At 68.8% G+C, this 14,140-nt stretch carries 12 protein-coding genes; 7 read left to right on the top strand and 5 right to left on the bottom strand.

Going from position 1 to position 14,140, the window contains the following annotated elements; all coding sequences use genetic code 11:
• Positions 1-57: 57 nt before the first annotated feature.
• Positions 58-1,746, top strand: a complete 1,689-nt coding sequence (locus J5T34_RS05555; protein WP_208578966.1) for an electron transfer flavoprotein-ubiquinone oxidoreductase — start codon at positions 58-60, stop codon at positions 1,744-1,746.
• Positions 1,747-1,821: 75 nt separating this feature from the next.
• Here the strand turns inward: J5T34_RS05555 and J5T34_RS05550 are convergent, their stop codons facing one another.
• Positions 1,822-2,685 (bottom strand): flagellar brake protein, encoded by an 864-nt coding sequence (locus J5T34_RS05550; RefSeq protein WP_208579006.1) that lies wholly within the window; start codon positions 2,683-2,685, stop codon positions 1,822-1,824.
• A 320-nt stretch (positions 2,686-3,005) separates the two neighbouring features.
• Here J5T34_RS05550 and J5T34_RS05545 point away from each other — a divergent pair, with 320 nt between their 5' ends.
• Entirely contained in the window at positions 3,006-3,725 is a 720-nt protein-coding gene (locus J5T34_RS05545) for a FadR/GntR family transcriptional regulator (protein WP_208578965.1), read from the top strand.
• Positions 3,726-3,740: 15 nt separating this feature from the next.
• On the top strand, positions 3,741-4,943 hold the full coding sequence (locus J5T34_RS05540) for an NAD(P)/FAD-dependent oxidoreductase (RefSeq protein WP_432207633.1): 1,203 nt from the start codon (positions 3,741-3,743) through the stop codon (positions 4,941-4,943).
• 233 nt (positions 4,944-5,176) lie between these two features.
• On the opposite strand, the gene aroC is transcribed toward J5T34_RS05540, so the two are convergent.
• From aroC to J5T34_RS05525, 3 genes are all read right to left on the bottom strand, one after another.
• The gene (aroC, locus tag J5T34_RS05535) at positions 5,177-6,289 is read right to left on the bottom strand and encodes a chorismate synthase (RefSeq protein WP_208578963.1); all 1,113 of its coding nucleotides are present in this window, start codon (positions 6,287-6,289) and stop codon (positions 5,177-5,179) included.
• Positions 6,290-6,412: 123 nt separating this feature from the next.
• On the bottom strand, positions 6,413-8,320 hold the full coding sequence (locus tag J5T34_RS05530) for an MFS transporter (RefSeq protein ID WP_208578962.1): 1,908 nt from the start codon (positions 8,318-8,320) through the stop codon (positions 6,413-6,415).
• A gap of 169 nt (positions 8,321-8,489) precedes the next feature.
• Positions 8,490-8,936 (bottom strand): CBS domain-containing protein, encoded by a 447-nt coding sequence (locus J5T34_RS05525; protein ID WP_208578961.1) that lies wholly within the window; start codon positions 8,934-8,936, stop codon positions 8,490-8,492.
• A gap of 310 nt (positions 8,937-9,246) precedes the next feature.
• Between J5T34_RS05525 and J5T34_RS05520 the strand changes: the two genes are divergently transcribed.
• Both J5T34_RS05520 and J5T34_RS05515 read left to right on the top strand, forming a co-directional pair.
• Positions 9,247-10,587, top strand: coding sequence for an O-acetylhomoserine aminocarboxypropyltransferase (locus tag J5T34_RS05520; protein ID WP_208578960.1), 1,341 nt, complete (start codon positions 9,247-9,249; stop codon positions 10,585-10,587).
• Entirely contained in the window at positions 10,587-11,414 is an 828-nt protein-coding gene (locus J5T34_RS05515) for an alpha/beta fold hydrolase (protein WP_208578959.1), read from the top strand. The genes J5T34_RS05520 and J5T34_RS05515 overlap by 1 nt, the downstream gene beginning before the upstream one ends.
• A gap of 57 nt (positions 11,415-11,471) precedes the next feature.
• Here the strand turns inward: J5T34_RS05515 and J5T34_RS05510 are convergent, their stop codons facing one another.
• Positions 11,472-12,872, bottom strand: coding sequence for a YihY family inner membrane protein (locus tag J5T34_RS05510; protein ID WP_208578958.1), 1,401 nt, complete (start codon positions 12,870-12,872; stop codon positions 11,472-11,474).
• A gap of 211 nt (positions 12,873-13,083) precedes the next feature.
• On the opposite strand from J5T34_RS05510, the gene wrbA reads away from it, so the two are divergent.
• Positions 13,084-13,704 carry an NAD(P)H:quinone oxidoreductase gene (gene wrbA, locus J5T34_RS05505; protein ID WP_208578957.1) on the top strand — a complete coding sequence of 207 codons (621 nt, stop codon included), beginning with the start codon at positions 13,084-13,086 and terminating at the stop codon, positions 13,702-13,704.
• Positions 13,701-14,126, top strand: a complete 426-nt coding sequence (locus tag J5T34_RS05500; RefSeq protein WP_208578956.1) for a DUF2069 domain-containing protein — start codon at positions 13,701-13,703, stop codon at positions 14,124-14,126. Before wrbA ends, J5T34_RS05500 begins: the two co-directional genes overlap by 4 nt.
• Positions 14,127-14,140 lie beyond the last annotated feature (14 nt).

Below are 14,140 nucleotides of genomic sequence, written 5' to 3'. Positions count from 1 at the left end.
CCCGGATCACCGCTTCCCCATACACAAGTACGCAGCAACAAAAGAGGGTTAGAGACAATGGACCAGCAGCAGCTCGTGGAGCAGTTCGGCCCCCGCGAATCCATGGAATACGATGTCGTCATCGTCGGCGGCGGCCCCGCCGGCCTGGCGACGGCCATCCGCCTGAAACAGCTGGCGCAGGACAAAGGCAGCGACGTCAATGTCTGCGTGCTGGAAAAGGGCTCGGAGCCCGGCGCCCACATCCTGTCCGGCGCGATCATGGATCCGCGCGCGCTGAACGAACTGCTGCCGAACTGGAAGGAACTGGGCGCGCCGCTGAACCAGCCGGTCACCGAGGACCAGTTCCTGTTCCTGAACGAGACCGGCTCGCGCGGCACGCCGCCGGCGCTGCTGCCCGAGTGCTTCCATAACGAAGGCAACTACATCGTCAGCCTGTCGAACTTCGTGCGCTGGCTCGGCCAGCAGGCCGAGGCGCTGGGCGTCGAGATCTTCCCGGGCTTTCCCGCCGCCGAGGTGCTGTACAACGAGGACGGCTCGGTCAAGGGCGTGGCCACCGGCAACCTGGGCGTCGGCAAGGACGGCGAGCCTACCGACAACTTCCAGCTCGGCATGGAGCTGCACGCGAAATACACGATCTTCGCGGAAGGCTCGCGCGGCCATCTGGGCAAGCAGCTGATCGAACGGTTCCGCCTCGACGCCGGCAAGGATCCGCAGAGCTACGGCATCGGCCTGAAGGAGCTGTGGGAAATCGACCCGGCCAAGCACAAGCCCGGCCTGGTGGTCCATACCGCGGGCTGGCCGCTGGACCCGGCCACCTACGGCGGCTCCTTCCTCTATCACATGGAGGACAACAAGGTCGCGGTCGGCTTTGTCGTCGGGCTCGACTACACCAACCCGTGGCTGTCGCCGTTCGAGGAATTCCAGCGCTTCAAGACGCATCCGGAGATCCGCCCGTACTTCGAGGGCGGCAAGCGCATCGGCTACGGCGCGCGCGCGATCACCGCGGGCGGCCTGCTGTCGCTGCCCAAGACGATCTTCCCGGGCGGCGCGCTGGTCGGCTGCGACGCCGGCTATCTGAACGCCTCGCGCATCAAGGGCAGCCACGCCGCGATCAAGACCGGCATGCTCGCCGCCGAGGCCGCGTTCGAGGCGCTGCAGGCCGGCCGCCAGCACGACGAGCTGACCGCCTACCCCGCCGCGTTCGAAAACAGCTGGCTGTACAAGGAACTGCTGCAGGCGAAGAACTTCAAGCAGTGGTTCAAGAAGGGCCGCACCACCGCCACGCTGATGACCGGCATCGAGCAATGGCTGCTGCCCAAGCTCGGCATCCGCAATCCGCCGTGGACGCTGCACCGCGAGAAGCCCGACCACGTCTACCTGAAGCCGGCCGCCGAATGCCAGCAGATCGTCTATCCGAAGCCGGACGGCAAGCTGACCTTCGATCGCCTCAGCTCGGTGTTCATCAGCAACACCAACCACGAGGAAAACCAGCCCGCTCACCTGACGCTGAAGGACGCGAGCGTGCCGGTGCAGATCAACCTGGACAAGTACGCCGGCCCCGAAAGCCGCTACTGCCCGGCGGGCGTGTACGAGTTCGTCGCGGACGAGGAGCGCGGCGGCCAGCGGCTGCAGATCAACGCGCAGAACTGCGTCCACTGCAAGACCTGCGACATCAAGGACCCGACCCAGAACATCGTCTGGGTGACGCCGGAAGGCGGCGGCGGTCCGAACTACGTGGGGATGTAAGGAAGCACCCGTTCTCGGCTCTTCTCTCCCCTCTCCCGCGCCGCGGGAGAGGGGAGCACATTTCTCCCCGCGCCTCTACACCGTCATGCTCGCCGCGGCCAGCAACTGCTCGTAGATGTAGCAGTGCAATAGCGCCGCCTCCCTTTCCCCCAGCAGATCGAACGCCACGCCGAACGCCGGAAACTCGGCGTCGCCGTCGTCGCCCGCCGGATTGCGCGCCCAGGCGTCCACGGTGATCTCGCTGTCGGTGCCCACTGTACGCAGCACGAATCGCAGCTGCAGGCGTGTGCCCGGTGCCGGCAATGGCGCCGCGGTCCGCACCAGCGCGCCGCCGGCGCTGATGTCCGACAGCACCGCCAGGCGCGGGGCGCCGGCCGTGTCGCCGTCCGCATGCAGCAACTGCGCCGCCAGCCGCGTCTGCACGCGCGGGCTGCTGCGCACCGGCACCTGTTGCACCTCGGTGGGGACGGACAGCACCAGATAGCGGAACGGGCTGCGGCACACCGCGGTCACGGTGCAGCGGAAGCTGTAGATCGATTGGCCGGTAAAACCGCGCAGCAGCACGTCTTCCCCGGCCTGAAAGGTGGCATCGTTGCCGCCGAACTGCGGCCAGCTGACAAACAGGCCCTGCTCGATAAAGCCGATCAGCCGGCTCGCCGCAGCCCGGCCGCCATCGTCGGGCGACTTGATCTGCAGCAGCGTGCCGACCTGCAGCCCGAGCGGACCCGATGCCTGCGTGGGGGCCATCTCCGAGGGCACGGCGTCGTCCTGCGGCGCAGGATCCGGCCGGCATACCGAACCGTGGCGAAAGACCAGCGCGACGTCGCGACCGTCGGCGAGTACCTTGCCGCTGCCGAGCAGCAGATTGCCCTCCCCGTCGAGCAACGACCAGGGCAAGGGCTGGCCGACCGGCAGGTCGTTCGGTGTCAAAGGAATCATGGGCATCCCAATTCAATGCCCACCGGCGTGGGCGACAGTACGGAGCGGACCGCCGGGCCGCGGTCGCGTCTTCCCGATTGCACAGGTATCGGCGCCATGCCCCAAAGGTTTAGCGACCCCCTACCTAAGGGGGATAGGCGAGCGGACGAGGCAGCGGCTGGCGGACCGGCCGCGATGCAGCGGCGGATGGCGCGCCACTTGACGCAAGCACCGCGCCAAGCCAGAATCCCGCCAAAGCTGTCTGACAGCCTTACAGATAACCGGCGACGATTGGCCACTGCCTCATGCCGCCTGCCGTGCGCCCAACCTGCCGAGTCCGCTTGGAACGCCTGACCCGCCCCTCCTCCCTCGCCTCGCGCATCGCCGATGCGATCCGCGCCGACATCGGCGCCGGCCGCTTCGTCGCCGGCGCGCGGCTGCCCGCCGAGTCCGCCCTGGCCGCGGCCTTCGGCGTCAGCCGGCCGATCGTGCGCGAGGCCATCGCGCAGTTGAAGGCCGACGGCGTGCTGGTCACGCGCAAGGGTTCCGGGGCCTACGTCTCCGACACGCCCGGCGGACAGGTCTGGCGGCTGCGCGGCGATGCCGGCGCCCCGGACGGCGGCCCCGGCGACGGGCCAACGCTCGCGCAGCTGTTCGAACTGCGCGTGATGGTCGAGACCGCCTGCGCCGAGCTGGCCGCGCGCCGCCGCACCGAGGCGGACCTGGAGGGGATCGCCGCCGCGCTGGCCGCGATGCGCCTGCAGCGTGACGATCCGGTCAGCGCCGCGGCGGCCGACGTCGCGTTCCATCAGGCCATCGCGCAGGCGGCGCACAACCCGTGCATCGCCGGGCTGACGGACTTCGTCGGCCAGCAGCTGCTCGTCGCCCGCCGGCTCGCCTGGGAGAACGCCGCCCGCTATCGCGGCGGGCCAGGCGCGGCCGAGGCCGAACACGCCGCGCTGGCCGATGCGATCGCCGCCGGCGACGCGGGCGCGGCACGGCAGGCCGCGCGCCGCCATCTCGAAGCGGCCGCGGCGCGGATGGGACTCGAACTGGACTGATCGACGACACGAGGGATCTGGCGCGATGGCAGGCCGCTGCCTGCATGCGCTCCCTCGTGCAAACAGTCGGCAATTGGAAACGCAGCAAGCCAACAAGCAAAGCAAGGGAAGCACGGCATGGAATCAGTGGATTGCGTGGTGATCGGCGCCGGGGTGGTCGGCCTGGCGGTGGCGCGGGCGCTCGCGCAGCAAGGGCGCGAGGTGGTGATCCTGGAGGCGGAAAACACCTTCGGCACGATCACCAGCGCGCGCAACAGCGAGGTGATACACGCGGGTATCTACTACCCGGCCGGCTCGCTGAAGGCGCAGCTGTGCGTGCGCGGCAAGGCGATGCTGTACGACTATTGCGCGAGCCACCAGATCGCCCATCAGCGTTGCGGCAAGCTGATCGTCGCCACCAGCGCGGCCCAGATCGCCACGCTGGAAGGCATTCGCGCCAAGGCCGCGGCCAACGGCGTGGACGATCTGCGTCTGCTGTCGCGCGAGGAGGCGCTGGCGCTCGAACCGAATCTGCAATGCGAGGCGGCGCTGCTGTCGCCCTCGACCGGCATCGTCGACAGCCACGGCCTGATGCTGGCGCTGCTGGGCGATGCCGAGCAGGCCGGCGCGATGCTGGCGGTGTGTTCGCCGGTGCTGAGCGGCGCCGTGACCGCTGACGGCATCGTGCTGCAGGTCGGCGGCGACACCGCGACCACGCTGCTGGCCCGCACCGTCGTCAACGCCGCTGGGCTGACGGCCCCTGAGCTGGCGCGCCGGATCGAAGGCATGCCGGCGACGCATATCCCGCCGCAGTTCTATGCCAAAGGGTGTTATTTCACGCTGGCGGGCCGGGCGCCCTTCTCGCGGCTGATCTATCCGGTGCCGGAGGCGGCCGGCCTGGGCGTGCATCTGACGCTGGATCTGGGCGGCCAGGCGCGTTTCGGCCCGAATGTGCGATGGATCGACGAGATCGAGTACGGGGTGGATCCGCACGACGCCGACAGCTTCTATGACGAGGTGCGGCGCTATTGGCCCGCGCTGGCGGACGGCGCATTGCAGCCGGGCTATGCCGGCATCCGCCCGAAGATCAGCGGACCGAACGAGCCCGCCGCGGACTTCCGCATCGACGGCCCGGCGGTGCACGGCGTGCCGGGGCTGGTGCATCTGTTCGGGATCGAATCGCCCGGGCTGACGGCGTCGCTGGCGATCGGGGAGGCGGTGGCGGCGATCGCGGAATAGTGAGCGCCCCCGATGTCAGCTCGCCTCTCCCGCAAGCGGGAGAGGGGAGAACACATACAGCGTGGCTCAGCGCTTCACATTGCCGCTGGTTTGGCTCCCCTCTCCCGCGTTGCGGGAGAGGGGTTGGGGGAGAGGGCACGGCGGTCGCAAAGCCAGCGTGGCCAGCCCTTGATACGCCCTTGCCCTCTCCCCCGCCCCTCTCCCGCAAGCGGGAGAGGGGAGAAAACCGGAGGTTACCCTTGGGCCTTCGGCGCCTGCGCCGGAATCCTTGGCGTTTCCACCCGCACATCCCCACATTGCGCGCGATGGCGCAGCGCGTGGTCCATCAGCACCAGCGCCAGCATCGCCTCGGCGATCGGCGTGGCGCGGATGCCCACGCAAGGGTCGTGGCGGCCGAAGGTCTCGACCGTGGCGGCCTGCCCGGCCTTGTCGATCGATTCGCGCGGGGTGCGGATGCTCGAGGTCGGCTTGATCGCCAGCGACACCGTGATGTCCTGCCCGGTCGAGATGCCGCCCAGCACGCCGCCGGCATTGTTGGTGCGAAAACCGGCCGCGGTCAGCTCGTCGCCATGGACGCTGCCGCGCTGCGCCACGCTGGCGAAGCCGGCGCCGATCTCCACGCCCTTGACCGCATTGATGCCCATCATCGCGTGCGCGATATCGGCGTCGAGCTTGTCGAACAGCGGCTCGCCCAGGCCCACCGGCACGCCGCTGGCCACCACCTCGATGCGGGCGCCGACGGAATCGCCGTCGCGGCGCAGCGCATCCATATAGGTTTCCAGCTCGGGAACGATATTGGCATCGGCGGCGAAGAACGGATTGCGCGGCACCTCGGCCCAGTCGGTGAACGGCACCTGGATCTCGCCCAGCTGCGACATATAGCCCCGGATCTCGGTGCCGTACTGCTCGCGCAGCCATTTGCGCGCGACCGCCGCGGCCGCCACCACCGGTGCGGTCAAGCGCGCCGACGAACGGCCGCCGCCGCGATGGTCGCGGATACCGTATTTCTGCCAGTAGGTGTAATCGGCGTGGCCGGGGCGGAAGGTCTCGACGATATTGCCGTAGTCCTTGCTGCGCTGGTCCGTATTGCGGATCAGCAGGCAGATCGGCGTGCCGGTGGTCTTGCCCTCGAACACGCCCGACAGGATCTCGACCTGGTCCGGCTCCTTGCGCTGCGTCACGTGGCGCGACGTGCCCGGCTTGCGGCGGTCCAGATCGCCCTGGATATCCGCCTCGCACAGGCTCATGCCCGGCGGGCAGCCATCGACCACCGCGCCGATGGCGGGTCCGTGCGACTCGCCGAAGGTGGTGACTGTGAAGAGCAGGCCGAGGGTATTGCCGGACATGATGAAAACCACGCAGGAATTGGGAAAGGCCTACATTGTACGGCCTGCCGCACGGCGCGGCACCGCACCGCACCACACCGCACTGCATCGCCGCGGCGCCCGCCCTGCGCCGCGCCGCCCCGCTTATCGCCAGTCGCCGCGCAACCCCTGCACCACCTGCTGCAGGCCTTCGGGCGTGGCCTGCTCCGGCGCGATCGGCTCGCCCACCACCAGCTCCAGCCGGCTCAGGATGCCGCGCCGGAACGGCCGCGTCATCGCCGCCCCGCCCTTGCGCGAGAAAAAGCTGCCCCACAGGCCGCGCAGCGCCATCGGCACCACCGGCACCGGCGTGCGCCGCACGATCTGCTGCACGCCCTGCTTGAACGGATTGATGTCGCCGCTGGCGGTGATCTTGCCCTCGGGGAAGATGCAGACCAGTTCGCCGGCGGCAAGCGCGCGGGCGACCTCGTCATAGGCATGCTTCAGCGTCTGCGGATCTTCATGCGCGGGCGCGATCGGAATCGCGCGCGCCTGGCGGAAGAACCACGACAGCAGCGGCACCCCGAAGATGCGGTGGTCCATCACGAAACGCACCGGCCGCGGGCTGGCCGCCATCAGCACCACCGCGTCGGCGAAGCTGACGTGGTTGCAGACCAGCACCGCCGGGCCTTCGGCCGGAATGCGGTCGGCGTGGATCCGCTTGAGCCGGTACACCGTATGCACCAGAATCCAGGCGACGAAGCGCAGCAGGAATTCCGGCACCACCGAATAGATGTAGACTGCCACCACCGCATTGAGCAAGCCCACTGCCAGGAACAGCTCCGGGATGCTGTAGCCCGCGCCCGTCATCGCCATCGCCAGCAGCGCCGAGGCGATCATGAACAGGCTGTTCAGGATGTTGTTGGCGGCGATGATGCGCGCGCGATGGGTGGGCGCGCTGCGGCTCTGGATCAGCGCGTAGAGCGGCACGCTGTAGAAGCCGCCGAACATCGCCAGCAGGAACAGGTCGGCCAGCACGCGCCAGTGCGCGGGCTCGGCGATAAAGGCCGCGACGCCGCTGAGCGTGGCCGGCGCCTGGCCGCGGCTGGCAAAGTACAGGTCGATCGCGAACACCGTCATGCCGATCGAGCCGAACGGCACCAGCCCCACCTCGACATGCCGGCCCGACAGCCGCTCGCACAGCAGCGAGCCGACGCCGATGCCGACCGAGAACACCGCCAGCAGCAGCGTCACCACGCTCTGGTCGCCGCCGAGCACGGTCTTGGCGAAGGCGAAGAACGAGGTCAGGAAGGTCGCGCCGAGAAACCACAGCCACGAGATGCCGAGCAGGCTCAGGAACACGGTGCGGCTCTCGCGCGCCAGCATCAGGTTGCGCCAGGTCTCGGTGACCGGATTCCAGTTCAGCTTCAGGTCCGGCTGCGGCGCCGGCGACAGCGGTACGCGCGAGGCCGCCACGCGCCCGGCGATTGCCAGCGCCACACAGGCGCCGCCGATATAGAGCGTGGCGGAGAGGCCTTCCTGTGCCCCCGCCCCGCTCACCGCCGCCAGCTCGCCGCCCAGCACCGTGCCCAGCAGGATCGCGACGAAGGTGCCCATCTCGACCAGCCCGTTGCCGCCGACCAGCTCGCTCTCCTGCAGATGCTGCGGCAGATAGGCGTACTTGACCGGGCCGAACAGCGTCGAATGCAGGCCCATCAGGAACGTGGTCAGGTACAGCAGCGGCGCGCTATACCAGGCAAAGCCGGCCAGCCCGACCAGCATGATGGCGATCTCCAGCGTCTTGACGAGCCGGATCAGCCGCGACTTCTCGATCTTGTCGGCGATCTGCCCGCTGGTCGCCGAGAACAGCACGAACGGCGCGATGAAGATCGCCGATATCAGGAAGGCCGCGCTGGCGCCGTCCACACCCTCGAAGCGCGCGGTCTGGTAGGTCACCAGCGAGGTGAACGCGACCTTGAACACGTTGTCGTTCATCGCGCCCAGGAACTGGGTCCAGAAGAACGGCGCAAAGCGGCGCTCGCGCAGCAGGCGGGACTGGCTCGATTGGCTCATGGGAGGGGCGATTGGAGAAAGGGACGGCGCGAGGGACGGCGCGAGGGATGTGACGGGCAACGATGCGGCGCGATCGGGCCGCGATGATGCGGAATGGGTGGATCAGGCGAGAGAGTCGCGGGCGGTACCGTTACGGTCCGCCCGCCGTCCGAGGGGCTCGGTTGCCCCTTCAGCTGGCCTTCTCTTCCGGCCAGTCGCGGATATAGGCCTTCAGCATGCGGTTCTCGAAGCTCTGCTCCTCGACCACTGCCTTGGCCACGTCGTAGAACGAGATCACGCCCATCAGCGTGCGGCTGTCGAGCACCGGCATATAGCGGGCATGGCGCTCGAGCATCATGCGGCGGACCTCGTTGACGTCGGTCTCCGGCGTGCAGGTCAGCGGCGCGTCGTCCATCACGCGGCGGATCGTCGCGTTGCCGACATTGCCGTTGTTCGAGGCCAGGGTCTGGATGATCTCGCGGAAGGTCAGCATGCCGACCAGTTCGCCGTACTCCATCACCACCAGCGAGCCGATGTCGTGCTCGGCCATCGTGGTGACCGCCTCCAGCAGTGACGTATCCGGCTTGACGGTATAGAGCGTATTGCCCTTGATCTGCAGGATGTCGCTGACTTTCATAATGGTCTCCCCTCGATGATGCCGGTGCGGCGGGCGGCGGGCATCGCCCCGCCCGCTCCACGTGATCCGCCCGAACCGCGTGGCCGCGCAGGCGTTGCGCGCCATCCGCGATAGATGGGCCGATCCTAGCCGAAAGCGGGCGCCCAAGTAAAGCCGGAGCCCTTCGGCCCTGCGCGGTCCGGCGCCGCCGGCCAATGCTACGATGCAGGCCGGCACATCCGCATGCCGCCGCGCACGCCCGCCCCCGCGCGTCCGTGCCGGAACCGGCCGCCGTCAGACCGCTTCGCTGGATCCACGAGTAAAGAGAGACATGTCCGATACCCGCTTCGATACCCTCGCGCTGCACGCCGGCGCCGCGCCCGACCCCGCCACCGGGGCGCGCGCCACGCCGATCCACCTGACCACCTCCTTCGTGTTCCGCGACAGCGAGCACGCGGCCTCGCTGTTCAACATGGAACGCGCCGGCCATGTGTATTCGCGCATCTCGAATCCGACCGTGGCCGTGTTCGAGGAGCGCGTCGCGGCGCTGGAGAACGGCGTCGGCGCGATCGCCACGGCCTCGGGCCAGGCCGCGCTGCATCTGGCGATCGCCACGCTGATGGGTGCCGGCTCGCATATCGTCGCCTCGTCCGCGCTGTACGGCGGCTCGCACAACCTGCTGCACTACACGCTGCGCCGCTTCGGCATCGAGACCACCTTCGTGCAGGCGCGCGATATCGACGCCTGGCGCGCCGCGATCCGCCCCGAGACGCGGCTGCTGTTCGGCGAGACGCTGGGCAATCCGGGCCTGGACGTACTCGACATCCCGACGCTGGCCCAGCTTGGCGACGAACATGGCATTCCGCTGCTGGTCGACTCGACCTTCACCACGCCCTATCTGCTCCAGCCGTTCGCGCATGGCGCGGCGCTGCTCTACCACTCGGCGACCAAGTTCCTCGGCGGCCATGGCACCACCATCGGCGGCGTGCTGGCCGAGGGCGGCAACTTCGATTTCGAGGCCTCGGGGCGCTTTCCCGAGCTGTCGGAGCCGTACGCGGGCTTTCATAACATGGTCTTCACCGAAGAAAGCACGGTCGCGCCCTTCCTGCTGCGCGCGCGCCGCGAGGGCCTGCGCGACTTCGGCGCCTGCATGAACCCGATGGCCGCGTGGCAGCTGCTGCAGGGAATCGAGACGCTGCCGCTGCGGATGGCGCGCCATGTCGACAACGCGCGCCGCGTGGTGCAGTTCCTGGTCTCGCATCCGATGGTCGAGTCGGTGGCCTACCCCGAGCTCGAATCGCACCCCGACCACGCGCTGGCCAAGCGGCTGCTGCCGCGCGGCTGCGGCGCGGTGTTCAGCTTCAATCTGAAGGGCGATCGCGCCGCCGGCCAGCGCTTCATCGAAAGCCTGACGCTGTTCTCGCATCTGGCCAATGTCGGCGACGCGCGCTCGCTGGTGATCCATCCCGCCTCCACCACGCACTTCCGCATGGATGCGGCCGCGCTGCGCTCGGCCGGCATCGCCGAGGGCACGATCCGCTTGTCGATCGGGCTGGAGGACCCGGACGACCTGATCGATGACCTGAAGCGCGGGCTGAAGGCAGCGCAGAAGTCGATGGAGAAAGGCGGCGGGAGCAATGCCGGCAACAAGACCAACGGAGGGCAAGCCTGATGTATCTGAACGTCAATGGCCAGCGGGCCTACGCCTATACCGGCGGCAAACCCTTCGACCCCGCCCTGCCCTGCGCCGTGTTCGTGCACGGCGCGCAGAACGACCATAGCGTCTGGGGCCTGCAGACGCGCTGGTTCGCGCATCATGGCTTTTCGGTGCTGGCGGTGGACCTGCCAGGCCACAACCGCAGCGAGGGGCCGCCGCTGGCCACCGTCGAGCAGATGGCCGACTGGGTCGTCGCGCTGCTGCGCGCGGCCGGCGTCAAGGCGCCCGCGCTGGTGTTCGGCCACAGCATGGGCTCGCTGATCGCGCTCGAATGCGCGACGCGCCATGCCGACGCCGTCCGCGGCATCGGCATGCTGGCGACTGCCTATCCGATGAAGGTCTCCGACGCCCTGCTCGATGCCGCCCAGAACCGCGAGCACGAGGCCATCGCGATGGTCAACGCGTGGTCGCATTCGAGCCTGGCCAACAAGCCGTCGTCGCCGGGACCGGGCTTCTGGATGCATGGCGTCAGCCAGCGGCTGATGGAACGGGTCGGCCGGCGCAATCCGCAGGCTCAGGTCTTCCATACCGACTTTGCCGCGTGCAACGCCTACGCCAACGGCGAGCACGCCGCGGCCGGTTTGCAGTGCCCGGCGCTGGTGGTGGTCGGCAGCAAGGACATGATGACGCCGGCCCGCTCAGCACGCGCACTGGCCGCGACGATGCCGCGCGCCAGCGTGGTCGAGCTGCCCTGCGGCCACAACATCATGGGCGAGAAGCCGGACGAGGTGCTGGACGCGCTGGCCGGATTCGCGCGGCGCGTGGTGGCCGAGGTCCGCTGATCTCGCCGATCCGATAAAAAACGGCGCGGTTCACACCGCGCCGTTCCTCGTTTGCGCTCAGACCTGGCCGTGCCAGCCGGGCGGCACCACCTCGAGCGTGCGCCGCTGCCCCTCGCCAATGGGCGTCTCGGGCGTCTCGGGCGTCTCGGGCGTCTGCGGTGGCGACATCGTGCCGCTATCGAAGATCTCCTGCAGCGTCTTGTCCAGCATCGGATTCTCCAGCACCCCGCGCAGCACGTCGGCGCCATTGAGCAGCTGCGCCACCGCGGTGCGCGGCAGCCGCGGCAGGTTGAGCACCAGCCGGTCGTGCAGCAGGCGCAGCGGTACGCGCGCCGGATCGCACAGCAGCGCCCAGTGCGCCTGGCCGCGGTGGTGCTGCAGCTTGCCGACCAGATGCATCGCGTCGAGCTTGCCGAGCAGCACGGCCAGGTAATCGGCCTCGACGCGCAGCTTGCGCCCGAGGTCCAGTTCGCCGACGCTGCGCGGCGCCTGTTCGCGCGCGCGGTACAGCACGTAGAGCACGCCGAGCGCATCGTAGAAGTCGCTGCCCGCAAAGGTCCGGCGGCGCCAGTAGCCCTGGCGGACCACCGGCAGGTTGGCGGCAATGGTGGCACCCAGCAGCGTCACCAGCCAGCTCAGATAGATCCACAGCAGGAAGATCGGCAACGCGGCAAAGGCGCCGTAGACCGCGGTATAGGTCGGGAAGCGCGTGACGAAGTAACCGAAGCCCCGCTTCGATAGTTCGAACGCGAGCGCCGCCACCAGGCCCGCGAGGATGGCGTCGCGCCATTCGACATAGGCGTTGGGCACCGCCGTATAGAGCAAGGCGAAGGCGATCGCCGACAGCAGCACCGGCGCCAGGCTCACCACAAAGCCGACGCCGAACGGCATCGTGCCGACATAGCCGGCGGAGATCGAGATCAGATACGAGCTGATCGACAGGCTGCCGCCGATCAGCACCGGACCGCAGGTCAGCACCGCCCAGAACACCAGCACCCGCTGCGCGAAGCGGCGCTTCTGCTTGACGCGCCAGATCGCATTGAGCGCGTCCTCGACCGTCAGCATGGTCAGCACCGCGGTGACCATCAGGCCGACCAGACCGACCGCGGTCAGCCCCTTGGCATTGCGCGCAAACTGGCCCAGATAGCCGGTGATCGAATCGGTCAGATTGCCCGGAATCAGGTTCTGGAACAGGAAGCCTTCGATCGCGTTGCGGAAGTTCGCGAACATCGGAAAGGCGGCGAGCAGCGCGAACGCGACCGTCAGCACCGGCACCACCGACAGCACGGTGGTGAAGGTCAGGCTGGCCGCGACCTGCGGCAAGCGGTCCTCGCCGGCGCGCCGCGCGGCATAGCGCAGCAGTGCACGCAGCTTCTGCCAGTTCCATTCGCGCCGCAGGCGCGCGATACGGTTGGTGCAGCGGCTGGTGCAGCGAGACAGCAGGCTGGGATGGGACATGCGGGGCAAACTCCATGGCGGCGGGCGCCGAGCCCGCCACTATAATACGCCGGTTGCATCGCAGACCATGCCGGTGCCGCCACGATCAGGCAGCGGGGCATGGCGATGCTTTCCTCGCTGGCGGCCGCTTCCTTCCGGCCCGGTTCGCCCGGTTCGCCGCGTTCGCCCCGTTCGCTCCGTTCTCTCCGTTCTCGCTCTGCTGCGCGCCCTTATGTCCGACATCCTGGTCCTCTACTACAGCCGCCACGGCAGCACCCGCAAGCTCGCCGAACTGATCGCGACCGGCATCGACAGCGTGCCCGGCGCGCACGCGCGGCTGCGCACGGTGCCGCCGGTCTCGACGGTGTGCGAGGCGACGGCGCCGGACATTCCGGCCGACGGCCCGCCCTACGTCGAACTGCGCGACCTGCACGAGTGCATCGGCCTGGCGCTCGGCAGTCCCACCCGCTTCGGCAATATGGCCGCGCCGATGAAGTATTTCCTCGACGGCACCATCGCCGAGTGGCTGTCGGGCACGCTCGCGGGCAAGCCGGCCTGCGCCTTCACCTCGACCGGCAGCCTGCATGGCGGCCAGGAAACCACGCTGGTGTCGATGATGCTGCCGCTGCTGCATCACGGCATGCTGCTGATGGGGCTGCCCTACAGCGAGCGCGGATTGATGACCACCGTCGGCGGCGGCACGCCCTATGGCCCGAGCCACCACGCGCTCGGCGACAACAGCCGGCCGGTCAGCGAAGATGAAGCGGCGCTGGCGATCGCGATGGGCAAGCGGCTGGCGCAGACCGCGCTGCGGCTGGCAGCAAACGCCCCTGCCAACGGAGCCGCGCGATGACCGCAGTCGACACCCGCGACGACGCCGCGCTGCATAGCCCGCTGCTGTACCGCCTGAGCATCGCCAGCCTGCTCGGGCTGATCGTGCTGTCGATCGCCTGGGAATGGTTTCTGGCGCCGCTGCGGCCGGGCGGCTCGTGGCTGATCATCAAGTTCCTGCCGCTGCTGCTGCCGCTGCGGGGCATGCTGACGCGCAACCGCTACACGATGCAGTGGTCGTCGATGCTGATCCTGCTGTATTTCACCGAAGGCATCGTGCGCGCCACCAGCGACCGCGCGCCGTCGTCGTGGCTCGCATGGTGCGAGGTCGCGCTGACGCTGCTGTTCTTCTTCGCGACCATTTTCTATCTGCGGCCGTACAAGCGCCGTGCGCGGGCGAAGGCCAGCGCCGACGCGCCGGCTTCTCCGCACGCGCGGCGCTGACCGCCCCGCACGAT

Origin of the sequence: Cupriavidus gilardii, assembly GCF_017598945.1 — a bacterium.
GTDB lineage: Bacteria > Pseudomonadota > Gammaproteobacteria > Burkholderiales > Burkholderiaceae > Cupriavidus > Cupriavidus gilardii_E.
Note: the sequence above shows the minus strand (reverse complement) of the source record. Positions and strands in the feature narration are given on the sequence as shown.